Here is a 25,710-nt window from a genome sequence, read left to right on the forward strand (position 1 = left end):
GGCGCAGGCCAACGACGGAGATGGTGGTGACGATCAAGCCGTACGAGCAGGACAGCAGCGGTGCAGCCGAGCGGCGGACGTGGTCGCCGCCTGAGCGGCGAACCCTGGGCGAGCTGGCTGATGCCGCAGCGAATATAGGAACTGGGACGGACGGCGGGTTATTGAACTCTCATAGTTAGCCCCCTCACCAACCCTCATCGCAACCCGCCCGCTCGTAGCTCGACCGTCCGCGCGTAGGCGACGTCGTGCTGGTGGCCGAGGACCGCTGCTCCCTCGTGCTCGAGCCAGGCGTGGTTGAGCAGGGCGCCGTCCTGGCGGGCCAGCCCGAACACCACGGTGCCGGCGAGGCCGCGGCGGCGCAGCATGAGCTGGCCGGCGATCGCCCGCGGCAGGCACGCGGTGGCGAAGGGCAGCCGCCGCGCCGCGGCCTCGACGGCCCTGCCGCACCGCCAGGCCGCCGGCGGGAGCGGGCCGAACGTCTCGTCGCCCGCCGGCGAGTGCTGGCCCAGCACCCGGCGCAGCAGGCGGAACGGCACCACTGCCACCGCCACCTTGGCCACGGTGAGCAGCACGGCCGCCTCCACCACGGCGGCCCGGTGCGCGAGCCGCCGACGGCTCACCGACGAGCCCCGGGAGCGACCTCGATCAGGTCGTTGGCGGCGAGGTCGTCGAGGAAGGTGGTCACGTCGCGCAGGCACGCCTCGGTCGTCACGTCGAACTCGCCGACCAGCTGCTCGCAGATCTGTTCCACGGTGCGCTCGCCGTCGAGCAGCTGCCACACTCGGGCTCCGACCGGGTCGAGCCCGTGGTAGGCGCCGTCGGCCTCGCCGAGGATCACCACCTCGTCGTCGACGACGGCGTCGAGCACCGCTGGGCGGCGGACCGGCCGGCTCGACGAGGCGATGGCTCCCACGGCCCCCAGGCTACGTGACGACACCCCCGCTACGTTGAGGCGATGACCGGCCCGGCGGCGCAGGACCCCACCGGTGGCGCCGCGCTCGCTCGAGTCCTCCGGGCCTGCCTGGCCTGGGAGAGAGACGAGCCAGCCGCGGGCGCGTCGTGGCCAGCCGGCATCTCCCTGCAAGACGCGGTCGAGGCGCACCGCGTCGGCCCCGTGCTGGCACCGTGGCGCGACCGGCTCGGCCTCACGGCGAGCGACGAGGCCTGGCTCGAGGCCAAGCAGCGACGCAACACGACCGTGGCCCTCGCCGCGAGCCGCCAGCTCGTCGAGCTGGTCGCGGCACTCGATGCTGCCGGCATCCGGGTCCTGACCCTCAAGGGCATCCCGCTCGCCCTGCGCACCACCGGTAACCTCGCCGGCCGCCATTGCGGTGACATCGACCTCCTGGTCGATACCGCCGACCTGGCAGCCGCCGACGGCGTCATGCGAGACCTCGGGTACCACACGAGCGTCGGACCGGCCGCCTCTCCGCTCGCCGACCCCTGTCGGCGATTGGTCCTGACCATGAACAACCAGCTGGTCTTCAGCGCACCGGGTCGGCAGCCGGTGGAGATCCACTGGCGACTCACCAAGCACGAGCTGCTGCCCCTGCCGTTCGACGAGGCATGGGCCGCGCGCACCAGCATGGCGGTGGCCGGTGCCGACGTGGCGATCCTCGGTGACGAGCACGAGCGCTTGTTCGTCACCGTCCACGCCGCCAAGCACCACTTCATGCGGATGAAGTGGCTGGTCGACGTGACGCGCCTGCTCACTGACGTGGACGCGGCGTCGTGGGTGGCGACGTGTGCCCTCGCGCACCGCCTCGGCCTGGCGGTCACCGTCGAGGGATCACGGGCCATGGCCGCCCGGCTGGCTCCACGACGGGTTCAGAGGGTCGTGGGCCTGAGCTCCAGCGAGCGCCGGAGGGCTGCCCGGCTCACCACGTTGATGTGGTCGACGTGCCTCCGGGGGGAGGAGGGTCGGCTCGACCGCCGATTCCATGCGCTACGGATGCGGCGGGGACTCCGCTACCGGGCCGGTGTCGTCGGCAGCGCTTTTCCTTTGCGTCTGCTCGACACCGGAGCGAGCTCGCTCCTGCTCCCGTTCCGGAGGGTTCCCGGGTGGGCTCAGCGGATGGTGGAGAGGGCCACCACCTCCCGGTAGTAGGCGCTCGTCTGGGCCAGCTCGGCGGCCGGGCCCGAAGCCACGAGCGCCCCTTCGTCGAGGACGACCACCCGGTCGCAGGCGTCGAGGGTGGAGAGCCGGTGGGCGATCACCACCACCGTGGTGGTCGCTCGCAGCGCTGCGAGCGCCTGGCGCACGGCAGCTTCGGTGTGGGCGTCGAGGGCGCTGGTCGGCTCGTCGAGCACCAGGAGGCGAGGGCTGCCGGCCAGGGCCCGGGCCAGCGCCACCCGCTGGCGCTGCCCCCCCGACAACGACGAGCCCCCAGGGCCGGCGTGGTGGCCGATGCCGTCGGGCCACGCCGCCAGCTCGGGCGTCAGGCCGGCGTGCTCGGCGGCGTCGAGCACAGCAGCGTCGTCCAGCTCGTGGCGGAGGAAGCGGATGTTCTCGGCGATGGTGCCGGTGAGCAGCTGGGGGTCCTGGGGCACCCACGCCGTGAGGCGCCGCCACGACACTGGGTTGAGGTCGCCGAGGGGCACCCCGTCGACCTCGAGGCGGCCGGTGCCGGCTTCGAGGACGCCGAGGAGCAGGCCGGCGAGGGTGGTCTTGCCCGCCCCGGTGCGGCCGATGATCCCGACCTGCTCGTGGCGGCCGATGCGAAGGTCGACCTCCCGCAGCGCCGGCCGGCTGGCTCCCGGGTAGGTGTAGCCGACGCCTTCGAGCACCACCTCGCCGACATCGTCGACCGGCAGCGACCCCCGCACCGCGGGCCGCAGCGTGCGCCAGGCCGCGAGCTGGCGCCGGATCCGCTCCAGGTTGGAGGTGCGCTCCGCGAGGCGGTGGCTCACCCCGGCGATGGTCTGGGCATGGGAGAGCGCCCGCAGCAGCAGGACCACGGTGGCGCCGAGCACGGTGAGGGGGACGTCGACGGTGCCCACCACCACGACCAGCCCGACGACCAGGACGGCCACGGTCACGTCGCGGGTGAGGGCGGGGACGGCCGTTGCCGACGTGCGCACCGCTTCGATCTGGTGGGCGGCGACGGCGACGAGGTCGGCCACGCGGGCGCGGGCGGCGTCGCGCCCACCGAACACGGCGACCTCCCTCGCCAGCTGCGCGGTCTCGGCCACCTCGGCGGCCAGCATGGCGGTGGTCGACGCCGCCCGGTGGGCGACCCGCTGGGTGCGGGACCGGAAGGGGCGGGCCACGCCGACGGCGAGGGCGGCGATGACGACCACGCCGGCGGTCGACCACACGCTGATGGCGGCCGCGGCGACCACGACCACCACGAGGTTGACCCCGGCGGCCACCGCGGTGGCGGCCTGCTGCGCCCCGTGGCCCACCAGGCTGGCGTTGCGCAGCACCAGGTCCTGGAGCTGGCCGAGCCGATCGGCCGACTGGGCGGCCCACGGCGCGGCCAGGTAGGTGTCGAGCAGCTCGAGGCGCACGTGGTGCTCGGCCTCGGCTCCCACCCGCGCCGTCAGCACCGCCGAGGCCAGGTGAGCGGCGGCCAGCACGGCCAGCACCCCGAGGGCCAGGCCACCGAGCACCACCGTCCCGCTCGGCAGGGCGTCGGCGCCCGGCAGGCTGTCGAGGCCGGTCCCCCCGGCGGCCAGGCGGACGACGAGGACGACCACCGCCGATTCGCCCAGTCCGGCGACCACGCCGAGCCCCGCCAGCGCCGCCACGCGCCGCCCCGGGTGGCGGGCGCCGTAGGTCAGGTCGTGCCAGGAGCGGGAGATGCGGTGTCCGATCCCGCCACTCTGCTCGATCACGAGCGCATCTCCCAGGTCTTCCTGGAGCGCCGGCCCGAGGTGGTGTTCCACGCGGCGGCCCGATCGAGGAGCAAACGTGAGCTCAGCTCAGCTCAGGGAGCTGAACCAGTCGACGGTGTGGCGGAGCCCCTCCTCGAAGGGCACCGGCTCCACGTCGGGCACCAGGGAACGTAGGCGGGTCTGGTCGGCCTGCGAGTCGCGCACGTCGCCGGAGCGGGGCGCTTCGTGCCGGCGCTCGAGGGGATGGCCGAGGATGCCCTCCAGCACCTCGATGGCCTCCAACAGCGTGAACCGGCCGCCAAAGGCCAGGTTCACCGGTGTGGAGCTGGCGACACGGCGCAGGAGGGCGTCGGTCATCACGTCCACCAGCGATCCGATGTAGGTGAAGTCGCGCGTCTGGCGGCCGTCGCCGTGCACCGGCAGCGCCTCGCCCGCCAACGCGGCGGCCACGAACGCCGGGACCACTGCGGCGTAGGCGTGGCCGGCGGGCTGCAGCGGACCGAACACGTTGAAGAACCGGAAGGCCAGCACGTCGAGCCCGAACGAATGGCCGTGGGCCAGGGCGTAGGCCTCGGTGGCCAGCTTGGAGGCGGCGTAAGGGGAGAGCGGGGCGGTGAGGAGGTCTTCGGTCTTGGGCAGCGTGGGGTTGGCCCCGTAGACCGACGACGACGACGCCACGATCAGGTGCGGCCCGCCGGCCCGGCGCACCGCCTCCAGCACCTGCATGGTGCCCGTAGCGTTGGCTTCGTGGCTCGCCATGGGGTCGGCGATCGAGCGAGACACACTGGGCCGGGCCGCAAGGTGCACCACCGCGCTCGCCCCGCCCACCGCGTCGTCGAGCGCGGCGGCGTCGAGGATATCGGCCTCCACCAGCTGCACCTCGAACCCGTCGAGGTTGGCGGGGTTGCCGGTCGAGAGGTTGTCGTAGGCGACCACCTCCCCGAAGCGGTCGTCGGTGGCGAACGCACGGCACAGGTTGGCGCCGATGAAGCCCGCACCACCCGTCACGACGACCTTGCTCAGCTCAGGCACGGCGGCGACCATAACCGGAACGACCCGAGGAGCCCGCTGACATGACCAAGCCAGACAAGGTGATCGTCGTCGCCCAGGGCTACGTGGGTTTGCCCGTCGCCATGCGGGCCGTCGACGCTGGCTTCGACGTGGTCGGCTTCGATGTCGATGCCAACAAGATCAAGCAGCTCGCCGCCGGTGAGTCGTTCGTCGAAGACATCCCCAACGAGCGCCTTGCCGCCGCGCTGGCCACCGGCCGCTACACCCCCACCGACACCATCGAGACCTGCGCCGGGTTCGACTACGCCGTCATCTCCGTCCCAACGCCCCTGGCCGAGGGCACCCCCGACCTCAGCTACATCGAGGAAGCCAGCCGGGTAGTTGGACGGCTCCTCACCGCCGGCGCCACCGTCATCCTCGAGTCGACGACGTATCCGGGCACCACCGAGGACTTGGTGGCGCCCCTCCTCGAGAAGGCATCGGGCCTCATCGCCGGTCGGGACTTCCACCTCGGCTACAGCCCCGAACGCATCGACCCCGGCAACCCCACCTGGACCTTCGAGAACACCCCCAAGGTGGTCTCCGGCATCGACGCCGCGTCGCTAGCCAAGGTGCAGGGCTTCTTTGACCAGCTGGTGGAGACGACGGTGGCGGTCTCCTCCCCCAAGGAGGCCGAGCTCACCAAGCTGCTGGAGAACACCTTCCGCCACGTCAACATCGCCCTGGTCAACGAACTCGCCATGTTCGCCGGCGACCTCGGCATCGACGTGTGGGCCGCCATCGACGCCGCCAGCACCAAGCCCTTCGGCTACATGCGCTTCACCCCCGGCCCCGGCGTCGGCGGCCACTGCCTGCCCATCGACCCCTCCTACCTCTCCTGGCAGGTCAAGCGCACCCTCGGTCAGTCGTTCCGCTTCGTCGAGCTGGCCAACGACATCAACGACCACATGCCCGACTACGTGGTGCGGCGCCTCACCGTCGCCCTCAACCGCCAGCAGAAGGCCGTCAACGGCAGCCGCATCCTCCTCCTCGGCCTGTCGTACAAGAAGAACACCGGCGACGCCCGTGAATCCCCCTCCCACGACATCGCCCGACAGCTCCACGCCCTCGGCGCCGACCTGCGAGCAGCCGACCCCCACGTGCTCGAGGTCCACGCTCCCCCAGGCGTTCGACGGGTCGAGGCCACCGCCGAGGAAGTCGGTGCCGCCGACGCCGTGGTGCTCCTCGTCGACCACGACGACTTCGACTATCAGACGGTCATCACCAATGCCACCTACGTGCTCGACTGCCGACGGCGGCTTCCCGCCAGCGACAACGTCGAGCACCTCTGACCGCCCAACCCCGACCCCCTATCCCCCCGCCACCAGGGTCTCGATGGTGTTGACCACCTCGGTCACCGACCAGCCCTCCTCGGGGCGGCGGACCACGTGAACAGCCACCACGGTGGGCAGCCAGGTGGTCCAGCGGAACAGCTCGGCCGGCCACAGCCGGCTGATCACCTCAACCCGGTAGGCGTTGGCACCCACCATGGTCACCGCCTCGGCACCGGTGACCCGGATGGACCCCACCTCGGCCACGCCGGCGGCGGGGTCGAGGACGACCACGTGGGTCAGCTCTGCGCCCTCTTCGGTGGTGACCGGCACCGACAGCTTGGCGCTGGCCGCCGCCACCGGCGGCGCGTCGCCGACATCGACGCCGAGGCGCTCGGCGGTCTCGGGCCACACGTGCAGGGCCCGCCCGAAGGGGACCACCATTGGCCGCCCCCCGGCCACGGGGTCGACGGGGCTCACGTCGTCGGTCACCAGCCGGTGGCCCCGGCGTCGGAGCTCGAGGGCGGTGGTCGACTTCCCTGCGTCCCGACGCCCGGCGATGGCAACAGCCCCCTCTCCGACGGCCACGGTGCTGGCGTGGAGAGCGGTGCGCCCCTGCTGGCCGAGCACGAGGGCGGCCACCGTCCCGTGCAGCCACATGGCGACCTCGGCATCGTCGGTCCCGGGGGCGGCGGCGACCACCACTCTCGAGCCGTCGTCCACCTGGAAGCCGAGCCGGCCGGCCACGTCGAGCTGGGCGGTACGCCGGTCGGCCACCAGGCGCACGAGCCGCTCCGAGTCCCGCTCGTCGACGAGCGGGTCTCCTGGTGGCTCCCCGAGGGCGCCGGCCCGGACGTCCGCACCGAGCAGCCCGTACCCGCCGAGGGGTCCAGCAGCCTCTGGTGCCGCATCGCGGGGCAGTGACACGGCCGCGAAACGTAGCCGCACCCGAGGCATGCAACCCCGTTCTCAGATGTCGTAGGTCAGAACCGGCGGTTTCGTGACCAGGGCCGATGAGCCCGAGCCGTCGACCTGCGCGTCCGTTCTCGCGATGTGCCGCGCGCGAAGGGGAGCGTTCTCCGGCGACTGTTGAATCCAGTACGCCGTGAGTTGGGACCTATGGCCCTCCGATGTGTGACACATGCCCGTTCCCGATCCGCGTGTTGAGCACCGATCATGTGGAATATGCGCTCGCTTCTCCGCCGTTTCATCCTCGTCGGAGTCCTTGTCCTCGTGCTGGGGGCCTGTGGCTCCGACAGCACCGACGTCGCCCAGACCGGGACCGCCACCTCCGAGGACACCCCGACCACGACGACCGCCACGACCGTCGACGATGGCTCCGGCTCGGACACCACCACGAATACCTCCTCCCCCGACACCGCCAGCGAGGGCGCTGACGAGATGACCGTCGTCGAAGTCGAGATGCAGGACTTCGGCTACGAACCTTCCGAGCTCATGGTCCGGGCCGGCGAGCCGGTGCGCTTCGTCTTCACGAACACCGGCAAGGTCGAGCACGAAGCGATGATCGCCACTGCCCGCCAACAAGAGGAGCTGGCCAGCGGCGGCCACGGCGACCATCACCACGGCGAAGGAGACGGTGAGATACCCAGCATCACCCTGGCACCGGGCGAGTCGGGCACGCTCGAAGTCACCTTCGACGAGCCGGGCGAGCTGCTGCTTGGCTGCCATCTCCCGGGTCACTGGGAGGCCGGCATGAGGTCTTCGCTCACCGTCACCTGACGACCAGTCGGCGAGAGACGACGGCAGCCGGGAAAGGTGTTGGGGATGACGACTGGCCACCAGCTGCTGCCAAACGGCACCGAGATGCGCTGGTTGCGGCACGCTGATCATCGTGATGGCCGAGCTGTGGGCGGAGGAGTCGGTGCTGTATGCCGGCGCGATGACGGCAAGATCCCTCATGGCAGTGGAACGTGGGCCGTCGGCGGTTGTTGCGGAGTTCCCTGGCGGCGGTCGAGGGCACGACGAGGCACCGGCCGACGCAGTTCGGCGTGAGTTGGCAGAAGAGGTCGGCGCGACTGTCCGGGCTAACACCCTGCGATCTCTGGTTTGGGCGCGTCGCTGCACCGCTCCCCGGGGGAATGCCCCTTCCTTATGGGCAGCATCCGGCCGGTGAGAACGGGCCTACGAGGGTGCCTCCATCGGAGCCGTCACCGTCTCTCACCCACCAGTTCGGAACGGAGAGCGACGTGGAGATCTCGCCTTCGAGGAACTCGACGCCCTCTCTCGTCGCCACCGGCAGCCCGGGTGCGTTCGCCAGCCTCAGGTCGGTGGTGACGAGCTCTGCGCCGAGATGTTGTGCGACGACCACGTACAGGGCGTCCGCGATCGTCAGGTTGTGCCTCAGCCGCCAGGCCTCAGGCATGAGCGGCTTGACCGCGAACCTGTGCGCAGGGACGGCGAGCAGCCGGTCGAGCGCCGCCTGAACACGTCTCGGCGCGAGTCGACCGCTGAGCTCTTCGCGGCGAAGCACCGCCGTGGCTTCGGCGTAGTAGTGCTCCGGCACCCATGTTGTGGCGCCTGTCGGTAACCGGCGGCGGAGCTGACGGCCCACTGGCGTGCGGAGCGCGAGCTCGACGCCAGCCGAAGCATCGAGGACGATGTCGGTCAACGCTCGCCGTGTTCGCGGATGTCCCTGAGGATCTCCGCGGCGTTGGCGTCGACGTCGGTGGGCTCGTCCCCGTCGAGGAGCGCGAGCCAATCGTCGAACGTCCCTACCGGCTCGTGCTCGTCGATGACGACGAGCACCGGGTCGTCAGACAGATCCTCGAGGCGGCGCGCCATAGGCAAATCCTACGACGCCCATCACGCGGATCGCCCGTCATTGCCCACTCGGCACCGTCCCCGACCACCGCTCCCACGGAACACAGACGGAACGAGCGGCCTCAAGACCCGCGAAACCCCTGGTCAGCGTCCTTCCGGCTCAGATGTCGTAGTAGAGGGTGAACTCGTAGGGGTGAGGGCGGAGTCGCAGGGCGTCGACCTCGTTGATCCGCTTGTACTGGACCCAGGTGTCGATGATGTCGTCGGTGAAGACGCCGCCGGCCTTCAGGAAGTCGTTGTCGGCCTCGAGGGCGTCGAGCGCCTCCTCGAGCGAGCCGGGGACCTGCGGGACCTCGGCGAGCTCCTCGGGCGGCAGGTCGTAGAGGTCCTTGTCGACCGGGTCGGGCGGCTCGATGCGGTTCTGGATCCCGTCGATGCCGGCCATGAGCATGGCCGAGAACGCCAGGTACGGGTTGGCAGTGGAGTCGGGGCAGCGGAACTCGACACGCTTGGCCTTGGGGCTCTTCTGGCCGAGGGGGATCCGGCACGACGCCGAGCGGTTGCGCTGGCTGTAGACGAGGTTGACCGGCGCCTCGTAGCCCGGCACCAGCCGCTTGAAGCTGTTGGTGGTCGGGTTGGTGAAGGCGATCAGGGCGTGGGCGTGCGACAGCAGGCCCCCGATGTACCAGCGGGCGATGTCGGAGAGCCCGGCGTAGCCGGTCTCGGCGAAGAAGAGCGGCTCGCCGCCCTTCCAGAGCGACTGGTGGGTGTGCATGCCCGAACCGTTGTCCTGGAAGATCGGCTTGGGCATGAAGGTGAGTGACTTGCCGGCCGCCCACGCCACGTTCTTGCACACGTACTTGAAGGTCATGAGCTTGTCGCCCATGTTGAGCAGGGTGTCGAAGCGGATGCCGATCTCGCCCTGGCCGCCGCTGGCCACCTCGTGGTGGTGCAGCTCGGTGGGGATGCCCACCTGGTGGAGGGTGGCTGCCATCTCCGAGCGCAGGTCCTGGTAGTGGTCCATCGGCGGCGCCGGGAAGTAGCCCTGCTTGGTGCGGGGCTTGTAGGAGAGGTTCGGGCCCTCGTCCTTGCCGGTGTTCCACTGGCCCTCGATGGAGTCGACCATGTAGAACGCCGAGTTGCCCTTGGTCTCGAAGCGCACGTCGTCGAAGACGAAGAACTCGGGCTCGGGGCCGAAGTAGGCGGTGTCGGCGACGCCGGTGGAGTACAGGTACGACTCCGCCTTGGATGCCACGTAGCGCGGGTCGCGCGTGTAGCTCTCGCCCGTGACCGGGTCGGCAACGAAGCAGTGCAGGATCAGCGTCTTGCGGGCCCGGAACGGGTCGAGGTAGGCGGTGTTCGGGTCCGCCACCAGGACCATGTCGGACTCCTGGATCTCCTGGAAGCCCCGCACGGACGAGCCGTCGAAGCCGTGCCCGTCCTCGAACTGGGTCTCACTCAGCTGGGAGGCGGGGATCGAGACGTGCTGCATGACACCGGGAAGGTCGCAGAACCGGAGGTCGACGAACTCGACCTCCTCGTCGCGCACCAGGGCCAGGACCTCGTCCGGCGTACGTTGCTCCACAGCGCTCTCCTCCGGGGGATGTTCGGGGCGCGCACACCTTAGGGGCCTCCGGCGCCCGACCCGAGGGGCAGGCACCGAGAGGACCCGTGTGGGGCATCGCTACGCCAGAGCGCTGCAGCAGGTGTCGGTGATGAGGCGGGTCACCACGTAGGGGTCGACGTTGGCGTTGGGGCGACGGTCCTCGATGTAGCCCTTGCCGTCCTTCTCGACCTGCCACGGGATGCGCACCGATGCGCCCCGATCGGACACGCCGTAGCTGAACTCGGTCCAGGGGGCGGTCTCGTGGAGGCCGGTCAGGCGCTTGTCGACGCCCTCGCCGTACTGCTCGATGTGCTCGCGCGCCTTCTTCCCGAGCGCCTCGGCGGCGGTGATGATCGGCTCGTACGACTCCCGCATGGCCTTGGTGGAGAAGTTGGTGTGGGCACCGGCGCCGTTCCAGTCGCCGGGGATCGGCTTGGGGTCGAGGGTGGCGGCGATGTCGTGGTCCTCGCCGAGGCGGTAGAGCAGCCAGCGGGCGACCCACATCTGGTCGGCGACCTCAAGGGGGCCGACGGGGCCGATCTGGAACTCCCACTGGCCCATCATCACCTCGGCGTTGGTGCCCGAGAGGGCGAGCCCGGCGGCCAGGCAGGCGTCGGTGTGCTCCTCGACCAGCTCTCGACCCCAGATCTCGTCGGAGCCGACGCCGCAGTAGTACGGGCCCTGGGGGCCGGGGTAGCCGTTGCTCGGCCAGCCGAGCGGGCGCCCGTCCTTCAGGAGGGTGTACTCCTGCTCGATGCCGAAGAGCGGCTCCTGGTCGGCGTAGCGCTCGGCCACCTCCACCAGGGCGGCCCGCGTGTTGGTCGCGTGGGGGGTCATGTCGGTGAGGAGCACCTCGCACATCACCAGAACGTTGTCGCCGCCACGGATGGGGTCGGGGCAGGTGAAGACGGGCCGGAGGACGCAGTCGGAGGCCTTGCCCGGCGCCTGGTTGGTGCTCGAGCCGTCGAAGCCCCAGATCGGCAGGTCGGTCACGTCGTCGACGATCTTGGTCTTGGACCGGAGCTTGGCCGTGGGCTCGGTGCCGTCGATCCAGATGTACTCAGCCTTGTGGGGCACGGGGTTCCTTTGCGAGAGGCGTCGAGGGACGGCTGAGAGCCTTCTAGGCCTGGGTTTCTCGGCCGTTGCACGTTTGTGAACGGCTCGTGAACAGCGCCTGGCGACAGGGGCGCCAGGGCGGCGCGGCGCGATGATGGGGCCCCTGTCCCGATGCAGCCCGGAGGACCCGTGGAACGCCAGCAGGACTACGTCATGCGGACCGTCGAGGAGCGAGGGGTGCGCTACGTCCAGCTCTGGTTCACCGACGTGCTCGGCACGCCCAAAGCGTTCTCCATCACCCCGGCCGAGCTCGAGAACGCCCTGGACGAGGGCATGACCTTCGACGGCTCCGCCATCGACGGCTTCAGCCGGGTGCAGGAGAGCGACGTCCTCGCCAAGCCCGACCCCAAGACGTTCCAGATCCTGCCCTACGGGACCGACGAGGACCCGGTGGCGCGGGTGGTGTGCGACATCATCAACCTCGACGGCTCACCGTTCCAGGGCGACCCCCGCAACGTGTTGCGCCGCACCCTCGAGAAGGCGCGCGAGCAGGGGTTCTCCTTCTACGCCGCCCCGGAGATCGAGTACTTCTACTTCGCGGCCGACGACGACCCCGAGCCGCTCGACCGGGGCTCGTACTTCGAGCTCACCGCCTCGGACATCACCAGCCGCCTCCGCAAGGAGACGGTGCTGACCATCGAGGAGATGGGCATCCCGGTCGAGTACGCCCAGCACGAGGACAGCCCCAGCCAGCACGAGATCGACCTCCGCCACACCGACGGCCTCACGATGGCCGACACGGTGATGAGCGTGCGCCTGGTCGTCAAGGAGCTGGCCCAGAAGGCCGGTGTGTACGCCACGTTCATGCCCAAGCCCATCGCCGGGATGCAGGGGTCCGGGATGCACACGCACTTCTCGCTCTTCGAGGGCGACTCCAACGCCTTCCACGACCCCGGCGACGAGCACGGCCTCTCCAAGGTGGCAAAGGGGTTCATCGCCGGGCTGTTGCACCACGCCCCGGAGATCACCGCGGTCACCAACCAGTGGGTGAACTCCTACAAGCGCCTGGTGGTCGGCTTCGAGGCGCCGGTCTACGTCTCGTGGGCTCGCAACAACCGCTCGGTGATCGTCAACGTGCCCCACTCCAAGCGCGGCAAGGCGGAGTCGACCCGCATCGAGTTCCGGTCGCCCGACCCCGCCTGCAACCCCTACCTCGCCTTCTCCCTGGTGCTCGCCGCCGGGCTCAAGGGCATCGAGGAGCGCTACGAGCTGCCGCCCGAGGCCGGGACCAACCTCTACGCCCTCACCCCCGAGGAGCTCCTCGCCGAGGGCATCGAACCGCTGCCCGGCAACCTCCACGAGGCCATCGAGGCCATGGAGCGCTCGGAGCTCGTCGCCGAGACCCTCGGCGAGCACGTCTTCGAGTTCTTCATCCGCAACAAGCGGGCGGAGTGGCTCGACTACAAGACCCAGGTCAGCCAGTTCGAGATCGACCGCTACCTGCCTCGCCTCTGATCGGGAGACTCGATGGAACCGATCCTGCTCTTCCCCGACCCGGCGCCCCCCGAGGTGGCTCAGGCCCTCGACCTCGGTGGCCACCCGTGGAAGGCCGTCGCCGACGCCGGCGCGGCCGTCGAGCTCGAGCCGGAGAGCGGGTGGGCCGGGGCGCTGGTCTGTGCCGACGTCGACCCCGAGGGCGCCTTCGCCCTGTGCCGCAACCTGCGCAAGCGCGATGAGCCGTTCGAGCCGCTGCTGCTGCTCGTGACCGGCGCCCAGCTCGGCGAGCTCGAGCTGCGCGACGACCTCTTCGACGACTTCTGCCTCGCCCCCGTACGCCAGGCCGAGCTCGAGGCTCGCCTCAAGCACCTCTTCTGGCGCGCCGGCCGCCAGACCCGTCCCGACCTCATCGAATACGGCGCCCTCGCCCTCAACCTCGAGACCTACCAGGCCGCCATCTCCGGCCGGCCCCTCGACCTGACCTACATGGAGTACGAGCTGCTCAAGTTCCTCGCCCAGCACCCGGGCCGGGTGTTCACCCGCGAGACCCTGCTCAGCCGGGTGTGGGGCTACGACTACTACGGCGGCGCCCGCACCGTGGACGTCCACGTGCGGCGACTGCGCGCCAAGCTCGGCGAGGAGGAGGCCCACCTGATCTCCACCGTCCGCTCGGTCGGCTACCGCTTCGGTGAAGCCCGCTGGGGGATGTAACGGGGCCCGTCGTCGACGGAACCCTCCCACCCTCCGCAAGCTCCGGGCGGGGCCCTTCCGTCGACGCCACCCGTTCCATGGCCGTTCTGCGGTCTCGGCCTTCGCCCGAGGCGCTTTCTCGGGGCCCGTTGGCCTTCGGCCGAGGCTCCTACTTGTTTAGGTCGATGAGCTCGCTTCCCTTGTGGCGGCGCTCGGCGTCGTCGACGAGGAAGAACCCGAGGAGGGCGGCCCCCGCGGCACCGCTCATGACGACGGCCATGGGGATGGCGACGATCAGGACGACGGCGATGATGATCCCGGCGAGCACGGGATCAGTCTGCCCCAGACGTAGACCCGTCGCCCACCCAGGCCCAGGCCTCGATCTCGACGAGAGCGCCGACGGGCAGCTCGGCCACTCCGATGGCCGAGCGGGCCGGCCGGTGGTCGCCGAAGGCCTCGGTGTAGGTCTCGTTCATGAGCGAGTAGTCGTTCATGTGGCGCAGGAAGACCGTGGTCTTGACCACGTCGGCGAGCGACGCCCCCTCTGAGACGAGCAGGCCCTCGAGGTTGGCGATCGCCTGGCGCAGCTGGCCGGCGGTGCCACCGCCGGTGAGCTTGCCGTCGGCCAGGCCGACCTGGCCGGACACGATGAGCCAGTCACCGGCACGGACGATGGGGGTGTAGGGACCGACGGGCGGGGCCATGGCCACAACCTACGCGCCCCGGACGCCGCCGGTCCCGACGTGGGGCCACGCACCGGGACAGCCCTGGCGGACCCACTCGGCGCCCGCCACCGCGGCGAAGACGGCGTCGGACCCGTTCACCGGGGGCCCGTCGCCGGCGACGACCTCGACGTGGATGGGCGGTGTCTCGGACGCCCGCAGCACGCCGAACGATCGGATCGTCAGGTCGTGGACCACCCCGTCGACGTCGACGGCGATGCCCTCCGACCGGGCCCACCCGAGCGCCATGTGGGCGGCGCCGACGCAGTAGGAGCGCAGCACCACCTCGTCGAGCACGGCGCCGGCGTCCACCTGCACGTGGACGTCGCCGTCGTCGGCCACCCGCGCCGTCGCCCGGGCCCCGCTCGGGGCGACGACGGTCACGTCGCGCTCCCCCGCCAGCCCGGCACGCAGGACCGCCACCTCGGCCCACCCCACTGCCCGCAGGGCCGTGGAGGTTGGCGGGCCGGCGACGTCGACCTCCTCGACCGTCCAGCCCGGGGCCGCCTCGGCCAGGGCGGCGGCGACACCAGGGGTGCGCACGACCCGCACCGCGCCCGATCCGTCCGCCCGGACGCCCAGCGCCATCGGTGGTCGCTTGTCCCCGAGGCGGACGGTGTCCTCGCGCGACAGCACGACCCGCACCGCCCGCCCGTGCTCCGCGGCGAGGCGGGCGGCGGCCTCCGGCGCCACCGACGCCGCCTTCCCCCCGAAGGCGCCACCGTTGGCCAGCGGGCTCGCCGGCGCCCCGCCCGGCTCGCACCACGATGCATCGACCTCGAGGTAGGCCGGCTCCACCCAGGTGGTCCGAAGCGTGGCAGCCCAGTCGCCCGCAGGCACCTCCAGCGGATGGACGAGGTCGATGGGGGAACGGCGCCCCTGCACCTTGCCCGCCGCCAGGCGCGCCTCGGCGAGCGACTCGCCGACGGCCCAACCGCCCCCGACGCCGGGCACAGCCACCAGGCACCCGTCAGGCGCGGTGTCGTCGGCGAAGCCGCCACCGCCCAGCGCCACCTCGGGCCCGACGTCCTGGGGGGCGCCACCCTCGATCCCCGCCCGGACGGCAGCAGCCACGAGATCGCGGCCCCCGGTTCCCGCGACCCCGGCAGCGCGGGCGTCCCAGGCCTCCAGGATCGTCCGCCACCCGGTGCACCGGCACAGGTGGGCGGCGAGTGCCCGCTCCACCGCGGGGGCGTCGGCGCCGGCACCGGTTCGGGCGGCCAGCGCCGCCAGGCGGACGATGATCCCGGGGGTGCAGAACCCGCACTGGCTGGCGCCGGTGGCCACGAAGGCCTCGGCCCACGAGCGCCGCTCGACCTCGGGCAACCCGTCGAGGGTGGTGATGCGACGACCGGCCACGCGCCGAACCGGCGTCACGCACGCCACCCTCGGCGACCCGTCGACCAGCACGGTGCAGCAGCCGCACTGCCCCTGCGGGCTGCACCCGTCCTTCACCGAGCGCTCGCCGAGGCGATCCCGAAGGACGTCGAGCAACGAGGCACCGTCGTCGGCGACCTCCACGGCCCGGCCGTTCACCTCGATGCCGATGGCCACGGGCCCACGATAGGTTTGTCGCCGTGGCCTTCGACCGCGGTGACGTCCCCGACCGAGTCGGGCCGGACGGGGACGGGCCCACGCTGACCCGCCGACACCTCCTACTGGCCGGCGCCGGCACCCTCGCCCTCGCCGCGTGCGGCGGCGGGACGACCGACGAGGACACCACCGAGGCTGACGCCGTCACCACCACCAGCGAAGGTGAGCCGGTCGACGCGGAGGCACCAGAGGAGACGGGCGCCGAGGGCGGCCTGATCCTGGCGCGCGTCTTCCTTGCGCAGCAGCCCGTCGGACACGAGATCCGGCTCCCACTCGCCCTCGCCGACGCCGAAGGGGCGTTGCTGAGCGACCCGCCGCGGTCGATCTCGGTGCGGGTGGGGCCCGCCGACGGCGAGCTCGGCGAGGCCGTCACCATCGAGCGACACGACCGGGGCATCCCCCGCCCGTACTTCCCGCTGCGGACCACCCTGACCGCCACCGGCGCATGGCGGATCGTGGCCGACGCCGAGGGCACGCTGGCCGAGACCGTGGTCAACGCCATGCCGCCCGGCGAGCTCCCTGCCGTGCCCCGCCCCGGCGACCCCCTGGTCGCCATAGAGACCCCCACGCGGTCCAACCCCCGGGGCGTCGATCCCATCTGCACCGCCGACCCGCCCTGCCCGCTCCATGCCGAGAGCCTCCGCGACGTCATCGGCGGTGACCGGTCCATCGTGCTGCTCGTCTCCACGCCGGCGTTCTGCCAGACGGCGATCTGCGGCCCGGTGCTCGACCTCGTCGTGAGCCGGCACGAGGCGTACGCCGACCGGGTGGCGATGATCCACGCCGAGGTGTTCACCGACACCACCGCCACCACCTACACCGACGTGGTGCGCGCCTACGGACTCCCCTTCGAGCCGGTGCTGTTCCTGGCCCGACCCGACGGCACCGTCGTCGACCGCCTCGACTACACCTTCGACTCCACCGAGCTCGAGCAGAGCCTGCGCGCGCTCACCTCCTGACGGGGTTGACGTGTTACCGCCCGTAACAGTACCGTCCGGTCCATGGGAGAGCGCCGCCGGGACCGCAAGGACGACGATGGGACAGCCGACAAGGAGGCCCGACGCGCCCTGCGCCGCGAGGAGCTGCTCGACGCCGCCAGCGAGGCCATCCGCCGGGACGGGCCGGCCATCTCGATGGAGGCGATGGCCGCCGCCGCCGGGGTGACCAAGCCGATCCTGTACCGCCACTTCGGTGACCGCGACGGCTTGGTCCTCGCGCTCGCAGGCCGCTTCTCCACCAACCTCATGGCCGAGCTCCAGCGCTCACTGGCCACCGCCGCCGAGCCGCGCGACCTGCTGGCCTCCACGATCGACACCTTCGTCGCCTTCATCGAGGCCGACCCCGAGCTGTACCGGTTCCTCGTGCACCGGGCCGCCCGGGAAGAGCCAGGCGCCGCCGACGAGCTCCAGGGGTTCATCCGCCAGGTCAGCCAGCAGGTGACGCTCGTGCTGGGTGAGCAGATGCGCCTCGCCGGGCACGACTCGGGGGGAGCCGAGCCCATCGCCCACGGCATCGTCGGCATGGTCCACGCCGCCGGCGACTGGTGGGTCGACCGGCGGACCATGCCCCGCTCCCGACTCGTCGAGTACCTCACCACCGTCCTCTGGGACGGCATGGTGTCACTGAGGCTGCCGGCCATGCCCGCCGAGCCCGTCACCGCTGAGGAGACCAGCCGATGACCCACCTCGTCACCTTCGCCCTCGCCGCCGACCTCGGGCCCGGCGGCGACGCCAGCGGCAGCGCCCTGGCCAGCTGGCAACCTCTCACCGTCCTCCTCGTGATCTTCGGGCTCGTCGTCACCGCCCTGCTCATCGGCGGCCGGGCCCCGGCAACCTCCACCGGGATCCTCGACCGCACGCTGCTCCGGATCCCCGACGCCCTCGAGCGCGTCGCCAAGATCCCGGGGTGGGCGGCGGCGACGGTGGGCACCGGCCTCTTCGGCCTCCTCGTGGCCGGGCAGGGCTTCTACAGCGACGTCGCCTGGCACATCGCCCTCGGCCGCGACGACGAGCTGTTCACCGCCCCCCACATGTCGATCCTCATCGGCCTGGTGCTCATCGCCTCGGCGGCCGCCCTCGGCATCCTCTTCGCCACCCTCGGCCGGGTCGACGTCGGCCTGCGCTGGGGCGGCCTGCGCATCCCCTGGTCGACCATCCCGCTCGGCGCCCTCGGCGTGGCGGCGGTGTCGGGCTTCCCCATCGACGAGGTGTGGCACGGCGCCTACGGCATCGACGTGACCATGTGGAGCCCGCCCCACATGGTCATGATCCTCGGCGCCTCCTTCACCGGCCTGGCCGCCTGGCTGGTCCTGGCCGAAGCGGGCGTCCCCCTCCGCGGGGGCAGCTCACGGTGGCACCGGGGCATCCACGTCGTCGGGGCTTGGCTCACCCTCCAGGGCCTCTCCGCCGCCCAGGGCGAGTTCGCCTTCGGCGTGCCGCAGTTCCAACAGCTCTTCCTCCCGATCCTCCTCTGCCTCGCCGCGGGCATCGGCCTCACCGCCATCCGCCTGATCCTCGGCCGGGGCTGGGCCATCGGCGTCGCCGTCGGGTCGTTGCTCCTCTCCTACTCGGGCCTGCTCAGCTTCGGCGCCGAGAGCGAGGGCGGCGGGCCCGTCCCCACCCGCGACGGCGGGCTCTACGTCGCCGCCGCGCTGGCCGTCGAGCTCGCCGCCTGGCTGGTCGGCACCGAGCGCCGCCTCCGCTTCGCCCTGGTGTCGGGGCTCGGTGTCGGCACCATCGGCCTCGCCGGCGAATGGGCGTGGAACGCCGACTGGGCGCTGTCCGACGGCGGCTACCAGCCCTGGAACACCTCCCTCCTGCCCGAGGCAGCCATCTACGGGCTGGTGGCTGCGCTGGCTGGCGCCGTCATCGGCGCCGCCCTCGCCGGCGCCGTGCGCCGCGAGGGGCGGGCCGGGCGCGTGCCCACCCCCGCCCTCGTGCTCGCCGGGCTGGCCGCCCTGGCCACCATCGCCCTCCCCATGCCCCGCCCCGTCGGCGACGTGGTGGCCGACCTGCGCCTCACCGACGCGGGCGACGGCGAGGCCAGCATCGAGGTCATCCTCACCCCGGCCGACGCCGCCGACGACGCCCGCTGGTTCCAGGCCATCAACTGGCAGGGCGGTGAGCTGGTCATCGCCGAGATGGAGCGGAAGGGCGAGGGCCGCTACGTGTCCGAGCGCCCGATCACGGTCGAGGGCCGGGGCAAGACCCTCCTTCGCCTGCACCGGGGCAGCGAGATGATGGCGGTGCCCGTCCGCCTCCCCGCCGACCCCGAGATCGGTGAGCCCGAGATCCCCGCCGTCGACCGCGTCGCCCCCTTCGTCTCCGAGCAGCAGTACCTGCTGCGGGAACAGACCGACGGCGTCGCCTGGGTCTCGTGGGCGGTCCACGGCCTCGCTGCCCTCGCCGCCATGGCATGGGTCACCGCCTTCGTCGTCGCCGCCAAACGCATCGGAGACCTGCCCCCAGGCCCCGTGCACCAGCGCGAGCCGGCCGCCAGCGACGCCTAATCGTCGACGCGGCTAAGCGTTCAAGAGAAGGACTGGCCGCAGCCGCAGGTGCGCTGGGCGTTGGGGTTGTTGATGGCGAAGCCACCACCTTGCAGCGCGTCCTTGTAGTCGAGGGTGGCGCCGTGCAGGAGCTGGGCACTCGACGGGTCGGATACGACCCGGATGCCGTCGGGGAGGTCGGCCTTGATGTCGTCGGCCGCGATGTCGGTGTCGAAGAACATCTCGTAGCTGAAGCCGGAGCACCCGCCGGGGCGCACGGCGACGCGCAGGGACAACTCGGCGTTGCCCTCGGCCTCGATCAGCTGCTTGACCTTGCTGGCGGCGGACTCGGTGACGGTGATCACGGCTGCTCCTCGGTGTACAAGCGGTTGCGCGACCTCCAGGGTACTGGCCCGACGGCACTCCCCGACAGGCGGCGGCACCAGGTCGCGAACCCGAGCTCCTCGGCTTAGGTGGGGACGAGCTCCACACGGCAGGGCATCCGGTCGACCAGGGTGGAGAACCCCGCCACCCGCACCCCGCCCAACGTCGAGACGAAGCCGTCCACCATCCCCCGGTGGAGGTGGCACACGATCTCGGGGTGGGCCTCGGCCAGCGCGGCGAAGGGGCACCGGGTGAAGGCCACCTCGGTGGCGGCCCCGGTACCACTCACGGCAGGGTCGAACCCCATCTGCTGCAGCTCGGTGGTGAGCGCCTCGAGGCAGGCGGCGCCGTCGTCTCCGAGGTCGGCCAGACGATCGAGCTCGGCGGTGGGCAGCGCCGCAGCCGCCGCCCGGCCCTGGGCCCGGCCGATCTCCGCGGCGTCCTCGGGTCCTGCCCCCGTGCTGGCCGCCAGCCCTGCCAAGAGCCGGGCGAGGAGGGGCATCGGCCGGGCCTCGAGCCCCAGCCACGGAGCGTCCTCGGCGAGGGAGTACCGGTGCTGCGGGCGGCCCACCCCGCCGCGACCCTCGGTCTCGACCGCCAGCAGGCCCACCTCGCGCATCCGCTCGAGGTGGGGCCGGACGGTGTTGGGGTGGAGGTCGAGCGCCTCGGCCACCTCCGCCGTCGAGCACGGGGCCGGAGCCCCCGCCAGCTGTCGGTAGACGGCGTACCGCGTGTCGTCGCCGAGTGCCTTCAGCAGCTCGAGGCGGGACGGGGACACGGCCACCACCCGAGTTTACACGGGTGGTCCCGGTAGAATGAAGGCCGTGCCCGGCTCCTCCACCACCGCCCCCCCGACCAGGGACGACGTTGTCGGTCTCCTCCGCGGCGTGGTCGACCCCGAGCTCGGCAGCGACATCGTCGACCTCGGCATGGCCCGCGAGGTCAGCGTCGGCGACGACGGCCACGTGCGCATCACCGTGGCCCTCACCACCGCCGGATGCCCGCTCAAGGGCCAGATCCAAAAAGACGTCCGCGCTCGCGTCGGCGACGCCCCGGGGGTCAGCGACGTGACGATCGACTGGGCGGTGATGACCGACGAGGAGAAGTCGGCGTGCATGGCCACCGCCCGCTGGAACGCCAAGGAGCGTGCCGGCGAGACCATGGTGCCGCTCGCCACCAAGGTCGTCGCCGTCGCGTCGGGCAAGGGCGGTGTCGGCAAGTCGTCGGTCACCGTGAACCTGGCGGCCGGCCTCGCCGCCCAGGGGTTCACCGTGGGGGTGCTCGACGCCGACATCGGTGGCTTCTCCATCCCCCGGATGCTCGGCCTCGAGGGGCGACTCCAGGGCGCCGACGACGAGAAGAAGATCGTCCCGCTCACCCGGTCGATCGGCGCGGGGATGCTCAAGGTCGTCTCCATGGGGTTCCTCGTCGAGGACGAGGAGTCGGCCCTGCTCTGGCGTGGCCAGATGCTCAACCGGGCCGTCCAACACTTCCTGGAGGACGTCCGGTGGGGCGACATGGACTACCTCCTCATCGACATGCCCCCCGGCACCGGCGACATCCAGATGGGCCTGGCCCGCATGCTCCCGCGTGCCGAGATGCTCATCGTCACCACGCCGGCGGAGGGCGCACAGAAGGTGGCGGCCCGGGCCGCCGACCTCGCCCGCAAGACCTACGTCCGCGTCGCCGGGGTGATCGAGAACATGTCGGCGTTCACCTGCGACCACGGTGACACCTACGCCCTGTTCGGCTCCGGAGGCGGCCAGGCGCTCGCAGATGCCATCGGGGCCCCGCTGATCGGCCAGGTGCCGATCGAGCCGTCGGTCGAGACCGGTGGCGCCACCGGCGCGCCGGTGGCCCTCGGTGAGGGCCCGGCAGCCGAGGCGTTCGCGGCGATCGTCGACCGCCTCGTCACCGACGTGGTGCCCCCCACCGACATGGCCGGGTGCACCGCACGGATGATGGCCAGCGTCGAGGCAGCACTCGGTCCAAAGGAGGAGTAGGCCAGCCCGCGGGTGCTCAGTCGGCGATGCGCAGGGCGACCGCCGGGGTCGTCTTGGCAGCCTTCGATGCCGGGACGGCGGCGGCGAGGAGCGAGGCCAGGAACGGGACGACGATGATCACGGCCAGGGCTCCCCACGGGACGGCGAAGGAGAGCTGCAGGTCGCCGAAGGCCGACGACTGGGTGAGCAGGCTGTAGCTGGCAACGAGGCCGAGGGCCACCCCGATGAGGATCCCCTGGGCGGCGATGAAGGCGGCCTCGAAGAGGAAGGCGGCGCGGACTACCCGCCGGGAGAAGCCCATTGCCCGCAGCATCCCGATCTGACGGCGACGCTCTCGGACGGCGCGCACCATCACCACGCCGAGGCCGGCGATGCCGATGATCAGGCCGAGGCTCAGGTAGCCCTCGAAGAGCCGGAAGAACCCTGCCTGCTCGTCAAGCTGGCGGTCGACGATCTGGCGGAAGGTCCGAGCGTCGGCACCGTTGGCCAGCAGGGAGGCGTTGAGTCGATCTGCCACCTCGACGGCGTCCGCCCCCTCGGTGACGGCGACGTAGCGCCGGATGGTGACAGCGCGCGGTCCGAACAGGTCGGTGAGGGCGTCGGCCCGCACGAGGGCGCCGTTGAAGTGGAAGTCGGAGCCCACGGTGCCGACCACGGTGAGCTCGGTGGATCCCCCGGACGCCGGGTCGAACATGGTGACGACGTCGCCGATGCGGACCAGGCTCTCGGGCGGTCCACCACCACCCTGCTGGAGGAAGAACTCAGAGACGACGAGGAGGGACGGGTCGGCGAGCAGGGCGGCGAAGACCTCCTCGTCGGTGGCGCCGACCTCGGGGTCACGGGCCGAGAGGGTCGGTGCCCCCCGGTCGAGCAGGCGTTCGTCGAAGCCGCCGATGACGAACTCGCGCCTCTCGCCCTCGGGCATGCGGTTGGTGGAGAACTCGGTGGACGTCCGCACGATGGGAGCCTGGCCGACCACCCCGGGCTGGGCCAGGAGCTGCTCCTCCCCCACCGGGTTGGCGGGGTTGGAGTCGATCAAGAGGTCGTAGCCGGCCCGCGCCTCCTCGGCGAAGGTGGGCCCCTGCTGCTCGAAGATGGAGGAGACCACCGAGAGGAAGGTGAGGGTGAAGACCACCAGAGCGAACATCCCGAGGAGCAGGGCGGTGCGGAAGCGCTTGGCCAGGGGGTAGGCGAGGCCCAGGCGGGCAGCCAGCCCCCGACCCGAGGCCGCCAGCACGTCGGCCAGGCGCGCCGAGATGTCGGCGTTGGTCGTCACGATGGCCACGGCGGCGGCCACCAGGATGATGCCCTGCAGGACGAACAGCGGGATCTCGGCTCCCCGGAACACGTCGGGGAGGAGCACGAAGGCGGCCATGGCCCACACCAGGGCGGCGGCGCAGGGGACCGTGGTGGCGACCCGGCGGGGCAGCAGCCGGGCGAGCAGGGGGACGGAGGAGAACAGGGCGATGGCCGGGCCGGCCAGGGCGGGGAAAGCCTCCTCTCGGGACGCCCCGCTGGCGAAGATGAGGCCACCGACCACGACGCCGAGGGCGGAGAGGACCAGCGTCCGCATCCGATGGTGCACGGCGGTGGGCTCCGGGAGGTCGCGGATGGCCCGGATCACGTTGAGCCGCCCGATGCGGATGCTGGTGCCCCACACCGTCACCAGACCGATCACCAGCCCGACGAGTGCGCCGGTGACGAGGCTCTGGCGGTCGGCGGCGAAGCGCAGCGACAGCTCGAGGTCGCTTCCCGCGAAGAGGCCGGCGGTCACCGCCACGATGACGCGGCCCACGCCCACACCCATGAGGGCCCCGGCGACGGCCGCCACCACGGCGTAGATGGCGCCCTCGAGGCCGAAGGAGCGAACCAGGTGCACGCGCTTGAGGCCGACGGCACGGAGCATCCCGAGCTCGGTCTTCCGCTCCTCGGCGAGCATCACGAAGATGTTGACGAGCAACAGGATCCCGGCGATGACGCTGAAGGCCCCGAAGCCGACGAAGAGCTGGCTGAACTGGTCGCCCTGGGCCACCGCCGCCTCGACCACGTCGGCCTTGGATGCCCGGACCTCGACACCGGGCAGGTCGGCCACGCGCGCCTCGAGGGCCTCGGTGACCGCGGCGCTGGTGTCGAGCCCGCCGAAGATGCCCTCGCCGGTGGTGACTGCCACGACCCCCGTCGGTGGGGAGGAGCCGGGAGGCGCGCCCTCTGCGAGGGCGGCGAGGGTGCCGGGGGCGACGAACGCCGTGTACGAGCGCGATCCGAGGCTCGGGTAGTAGCCGGCGACCCCGAGCCGGGGCAGCACGTGCACCACCTCGTAGGTGGTGCTCGACCCGTAGGCGAAGACCTCGACCGCTTCGCCGGTGGCCACCTCGAGGTGATCGGCCAGGTCCTCGCCGAGCAGCACCTGGCCAGGCCCCGGCGCTGGGATGTCGCCGTCGAACCCGGTCTCCGACGGGTCGGCGCCGAAGGTCCGGGCGGCCTCGATGTCGACCTCGAGCAGCGTGGCCTGCGGCTGCGCCCGCTGGTCGGGGCCGGGCGGGGAGGCCACTGTGGCCGGCGACCGCACGATGGTGAGCGTGCCCGTCGTCCCCTCGACCGGATCAGCGACCGCCGCCTCCGCCGCCGGGAGGGCGGCGAGGTCGGTGGTGACGAGCACGTGGTCGACGGGCCCGAGCTGGGTTCGGGCCTGGTCGCGGATGGACGCGTCGAGGGTGTCGCCGACCACGAACGACGCGGTGATGATCGCGGTGCCGAGCAGCGACCCGAGCACCACCAGCACGGCCTCGCCCTTGCGCCGGGCGATGTTGCGCAGCGCCAGCCGGCGGAACGTGGGCCGGGCGGCGAGGTCGAACAGGCTGATGCCGGCGATGGCGGCCACCGGGGCCACCAGCAGGGCGAGGACGATCATCGCTCGGCAGCGACGATCGGCACGCGGCGCCGGCGCGGCGCCGACGACGGCGCCGGCTGGGGCAGCCCGTCGTAGGTGACCCGGCCGTCGGTGACCTGCACGAGGCGCTGCCCCGAGCGCCCGATGGTCTGGTCGTGGGTCACCACCACCAGCGTCTGCCCGGTGGCGTGCACCTCGTGGAGCAGCTCGAGCACCGACCCTGCCGTCTCCGAGTCGAGGTTGCCGGTGGGCTCGTCGGCCCAGATGATCGCCGGCTCGTGCACGAGGGCACGCGCGACCGCCACTCGTTGCTGCTCACCGCCGGAGAGCTCGGTCGGACGGTTGCGGAGCCGGTCGGCGAGGCCGACCCGAGCCAGCATCTCCTCGGCGCGGGCACGGGCATCCCGGGCCCGCACGCCGGTCACGAGCAGGGGCAGCTCGACGTTCTCGGTCGCCGACAGCACCGGGATGAGGTTGAAGCTCTGGAAGATGAACCCCATCCGGTTGGCGCGGTGCTCAGTGCGGCGACCGTCGGCCATGGCGTGGATGTCCTCGCCGTCGACCATCACCGTGCCGGCATCGATGTCGTCGAGGCCAGACAAGCAGTTGAGGAGCGTGGTCTTGCCGTTGCCGGAGGGACCCATCACCGCCACCATCTCGCCGGCTTTGACGGTCAGGTCGATCCCCTTGAGGGCCTCGACCGCGACGATGCCGGTTCGGTAGACCTTGCGGACCCCGGACGCGACGAGGATCGGCAACTCAGACACATCGGACCTTTCGGATGCTGACAGTGTCAGGATCATACGGGGCGGCTGCCACGTGAAGCCAAGAGACACCTGTCAC

At 71.7% G+C, this 25,710-nt stretch carries 25 protein-coding genes; 9 read left to right on the forward strand and 16 right to left on the reverse strand.

The annotated features are described in order from the left end of the window. Window positions 1-194: 194 nt before the first annotated feature. Together VMN58_02585 and VMN58_02590 are read right to left on the reverse strand one after the other, a co-directional pair. Window positions 195-620 carry a lasso peptide biosynthesis B2 protein gene (locus VMN58_02585; GenBank protein HUF32081.1) on the reverse strand — a complete coding sequence of 142 codons (426 nt, stop codon included), beginning with the start codon at window positions 618-620 and terminating at the stop codon, window positions 195-197. Further along, window positions 617-913: a PqqD family protein gene (locus VMN58_02590; GenBank protein HUF32082.1), complete on the reverse strand. Its 297-nt coding sequence runs from the start codon at window positions 911-913 to the stop codon at window positions 617-619. Before VMN58_02590 ends, VMN58_02585 begins: the two co-directional genes overlap by 4 nt. 42 nt (window positions 914-955) lie before the next feature. Here VMN58_02590 and VMN58_02595 point away from each other — a divergent pair, with 42 nt between their 5' ends. Then, window positions 956-2,104: a nucleotidyltransferase family protein gene (locus VMN58_02595; protein ID HUF32083.1), complete on the forward strand. Its 1,149-nt coding sequence runs from the start codon at window positions 956-958 to the stop codon at window positions 2,102-2,104. On the opposite strand, the gene VMN58_02600 is transcribed toward VMN58_02595, so the two are convergent. Next, window positions 2,068-3,888, reverse strand: coding sequence for an ABC transporter ATP-binding protein (locus VMN58_02600; GenBank protein HUF32084.1), 1,821 nt, complete (start codon window positions 3,886-3,888; stop codon window positions 2,068-2,070). The two genes, VMN58_02595 and VMN58_02600, sit on opposite strands and share 37 nt — an antisense overlap. 36 nt (window positions 3,889-3,924) lie before the next feature. Further along, window positions 3,925-4,869, reverse strand: a complete 945-nt coding sequence (locus tag VMN58_02605; protein HUF32085.1) for an NAD-dependent epimerase/dehydratase family protein — start codon at window positions 4,867-4,869, stop codon at window positions 3,925-3,927. A gap of 41 nt (window positions 4,870-4,910) precedes the next feature. On the opposite strand from VMN58_02605, the gene VMN58_02610 reads away from it, so the two are divergent. Then, window positions 4,911-6,179 (forward strand): nucleotide sugar dehydrogenase, encoded by a 1,269-nt coding sequence (locus tag VMN58_02610; GenBank protein ID HUF32086.1) that lies wholly within the window; start codon window positions 4,911-4,913, stop codon window positions 6,177-6,179. An 18-nt stretch (window positions 6,180-6,197) separates the two neighbouring features. Here the strand turns inward: VMN58_02610 and VMN58_02615 are convergent, their stop codons facing one another. Continuing rightward, window positions 6,198-7,085, reverse strand: a complete 888-nt coding sequence (locus VMN58_02615; GenBank protein HUF32087.1) for a hypothetical protein — start codon at window positions 7,083-7,085, stop codon at window positions 6,198-6,200. Window positions 7,086-7,343: 258 nt separating this feature from the next. On the opposite strand from VMN58_02615, the gene VMN58_02620 reads away from it, so the two are divergent. Beyond that, complete coding sequence (locus VMN58_02620; protein ID HUF32088.1) at window positions 7,344-7,898, forward strand: cupredoxin domain-containing protein; 555 nt, start codon at window positions 7,344-7,346, stop codon at window positions 7,896-7,898. Window positions 7,899-8,268: 370 nt separating this feature from the next. On the opposite strand, the gene VMN58_02625 is transcribed toward VMN58_02620, so the two are convergent. The 4 genes from VMN58_02625 to glnII all read right to left on the reverse strand — a co-directional run bounded on the left by VMN58_02625 (window position 8,269) and on the right by glnII (window position 11,622). Next, window positions 8,269-8,787, reverse strand: coding sequence for a type II toxin-antitoxin system VapC family toxin (locus VMN58_02625; GenBank protein ID HUF32089.1), 519 nt, complete (start codon window positions 8,785-8,787; stop codon window positions 8,269-8,271). Then, window positions 8,784-8,960: a hypothetical protein gene (locus tag VMN58_02630; GenBank protein HUF32090.1), complete on the reverse strand. Its 177-nt coding sequence runs from the start codon at window positions 8,958-8,960 to the stop codon at window positions 8,784-8,786. Before VMN58_02630 ends, VMN58_02625 begins: the two co-directional genes overlap by 4 nt. A gap of 139 nt (window positions 8,961-9,099) precedes the next feature. Further along, window positions 9,100-10,524 carry a type I glutamate--ammonia ligase gene (glnA, locus tag VMN58_02635; protein HUF32091.1) on the reverse strand — a complete coding sequence of 475 codons (1,425 nt, stop codon included), beginning with the start codon at window positions 10,522-10,524 and terminating at the stop codon, window positions 9,100-9,102. 99 nt (window positions 10,525-10,623) lie between these two features. Continuing rightward, on the reverse strand, window positions 10,624-11,622 hold the full coding sequence (gene glnII, locus VMN58_02640; GenBank protein HUF32092.1) for a glutamine synthetase: 999 nt from the start codon (window positions 11,620-11,622) through the stop codon (window positions 10,624-10,626). Between the two features lie 168 nt (window positions 11,623-11,790). Here glnII and VMN58_02645 point away from each other — a divergent pair, with 168 nt between their 5' ends. After that, window positions 11,791-13,116, forward strand: a complete 1,326-nt coding sequence (locus VMN58_02645; protein ID HUF32093.1) for a glutamine synthetase family protein — start codon at window positions 11,791-11,793, stop codon at window positions 13,114-13,116. Window positions 13,117-13,128: 12 nt separating this feature from the next. Continuing rightward, the gene (locus VMN58_02650) at window positions 13,129-13,809 is read left to right on the forward strand and encodes a response regulator transcription factor (GenBank protein ID HUF32094.1); all 681 of its coding nucleotides are present in this window, start codon (window positions 13,129-13,131) and stop codon (window positions 13,807-13,809) included. 148 nt (window positions 13,810-13,957) lie between these two features. Here VMN58_02650 and VMN58_02655 read toward each other — a convergent pair whose 3' ends face one another. Genes VMN58_02655 through VMN58_02665 form a run of 3 tightly spaced genes read right to left on the reverse strand, consistent with a single transcriptional unit; the run spans window position 13,958 to window position 16,064 of the window. Continuing rightward, on the reverse strand, window positions 13,958-14,116 hold the full coding sequence (locus tag VMN58_02655; GenBank protein ID HUF32095.1) for a hypothetical protein: 159 nt from the start codon (window positions 14,114-14,116) through the stop codon (window positions 13,958-13,960). A gap of 4 nt (window positions 14,117-14,120) precedes the next feature. After that, window positions 14,121-14,492 carry a RidA family protein gene (locus VMN58_02660; protein HUF32096.1) on the reverse strand — a complete coding sequence of 124 codons (372 nt, stop codon included), beginning with the start codon at window positions 14,490-14,492 and terminating at the stop codon, window positions 14,121-14,123. A 9-nt stretch (window positions 14,493-14,501) separates the two neighbouring features. Next, window positions 14,502-16,064: a 2Fe-2S iron-sulfur cluster-binding protein gene (locus VMN58_02665; protein HUF32097.1), complete on the reverse strand. Its 1,563-nt coding sequence runs from the start codon at window positions 16,062-16,064 to the stop codon at window positions 14,502-14,504. Between the two features lie 23 nt (window positions 16,065-16,087). Here VMN58_02665 and VMN58_02670 point away from each other — a divergent pair, with 23 nt between their 5' ends. Genes VMN58_02670 through VMN58_02680 form a run of 3 tightly spaced genes read left to right on the forward strand, consistent with a single transcriptional unit; the run spans window position 16,088 to window position 19,611 of the window. Beyond that, on the forward strand, window positions 16,088-17,062 hold the full coding sequence (locus VMN58_02670; GenBank protein ID HUF32098.1) for a hypothetical protein: 975 nt from the start codon (window positions 16,088-16,090) through the stop codon (window positions 17,060-17,062). 42 nt (window positions 17,063-17,104) lie between these two features. Further along, entirely contained in the window at window positions 17,105-17,782 is a 678-nt protein-coding gene (locus tag VMN58_02675; GenBank protein HUF32099.1) for a TetR/AcrR family transcriptional regulator, read from the forward strand. After that, entirely contained in the window at window positions 17,779-19,611 is a 1,833-nt protein-coding gene (locus tag VMN58_02680) for a hypothetical protein (GenBank protein ID HUF32100.1), read from the forward strand. The genes VMN58_02675 and VMN58_02680 overlap by 4 nt, the downstream gene beginning before the upstream one ends. Window positions 19,612-19,631: 20 nt before the next feature. Here VMN58_02680 and erpA read toward each other — a convergent pair whose 3' ends face one another. Continuing rightward, window positions 19,632-19,955, reverse strand: a complete 324-nt coding sequence (erpA, locus tag VMN58_02685; GenBank protein ID HUF32101.1) for an iron-sulfur cluster insertion protein ErpA — start codon at window positions 19,953-19,955, stop codon at window positions 19,632-19,634. 104 nt (window positions 19,956-20,059) lie between these two features. Continuing rightward, window positions 20,060-20,758, reverse strand: coding sequence for a helix-turn-helix domain-containing protein (locus VMN58_02690; protein ID HUF32102.1), 699 nt, complete (start codon window positions 20,756-20,758; stop codon window positions 20,060-20,062). A gap of 40 nt (window positions 20,759-20,798) precedes the next feature. On the opposite strand from VMN58_02690, the gene VMN58_02695 reads away from it, so the two are divergent. After that, entirely contained in the window at window positions 20,799-21,977 is a 1,179-nt protein-coding gene (locus tag VMN58_02695) for an Mrp/NBP35 family ATP-binding protein (GenBank protein ID HUF32103.1), read from the forward strand. 16 nt (window positions 21,978-21,993) lie between these two features. Here the strand turns inward: VMN58_02695 and VMN58_02700 are convergent, their stop codons facing one another. Continuing rightward, window positions 21,994-24,888 (reverse strand): FtsX-like permease family protein, encoded by a 2,895-nt coding sequence (locus tag VMN58_02700; protein ID HUF32104.1) that lies wholly within the window; start codon window positions 24,886-24,888, stop codon window positions 21,994-21,996. Then, on the reverse strand, window positions 24,885-25,625 hold the full coding sequence (locus VMN58_02705; GenBank protein HUF32105.1) for an ABC transporter ATP-binding protein: 741 nt from the start codon (window positions 25,623-25,625) through the stop codon (window positions 24,885-24,887). Before VMN58_02705 ends, VMN58_02700 begins: the two co-directional genes overlap by 4 nt. Between the last annotated feature and the right edge of the window lie 85 nt (window positions 25,626-25,710).

Source organism: Acidimicrobiales bacterium (assembly GCA_035512495.1).
Lineage (GTDB): Bacteria > Actinomycetota > Acidimicrobiia > Acidimicrobiales > CADCSY01 > DATKDW01.

What these genes read in the sequence shown, in the direction of transcription:
- VMN58_02595 (HUF32083.1), top strand. Translation starts at nt 956, where the DNA reads ATGACCGGCCCGGCGGCGCAGGACCCCACCGGTGGCGCCGCGCTCGCT.
- VMN58_02610 (HUF32086.1), top strand. Translation starts at nt 4,911, where the DNA reads ATGACCAAGCCAGACAAGGTGATCGTCGTCGCCCAGGGCTACGTGGGT.
- VMN58_02620 (HUF32088.1), top strand. Translation starts at nt 7,344, where the DNA reads ATGCGCTCGCTTCTCCGCCGTTTCATCCTCGTCGGAGTCCTTGTCCTC.
- VMN58_02630 (HUF32090.1), bottom strand. Translation starts at nt 8,960, where the DNA reads ATGGCGCGCCGCCTCGAGGATCTGTCTGACGACCCGGTGCTCGTCGTC.
- VMN58_02650 (HUF32094.1), top strand. Translation starts at nt 13,129, where the DNA reads ATGGAACCGATCCTGCTCTTCCCCGACCCGGCGCCCCCCGAGGTGGCT.
- VMN58_02660 (HUF32096.1), bottom strand. Translation starts at nt 14,492, where the DNA reads ATGGCCCCGCCCGTCGGTCCCTACACCCCCATCGTCCGTGCCGGTGAC.
- VMN58_02675 (HUF32099.1), top strand. Translation starts at nt 17,105, where the DNA reads ATGGGAGAGCGCCGCCGGGACCGCAAGGACGACGATGGGACAGCCGAC.
- VMN58_02680 (HUF32100.1), top strand. Translation starts at nt 17,779, where the DNA reads ATGACCCACCTCGTCACCTTCGCCCTCGCCGCCGACCTCGGGCCCGGC.
- VMN58_02700 (HUF32104.1), bottom strand. Translation starts at nt 24,888, where the DNA reads ATGATCGTCCTCGCCCTGCTGGTGGCCCCGGTGGCCGCCATCGCCGGC.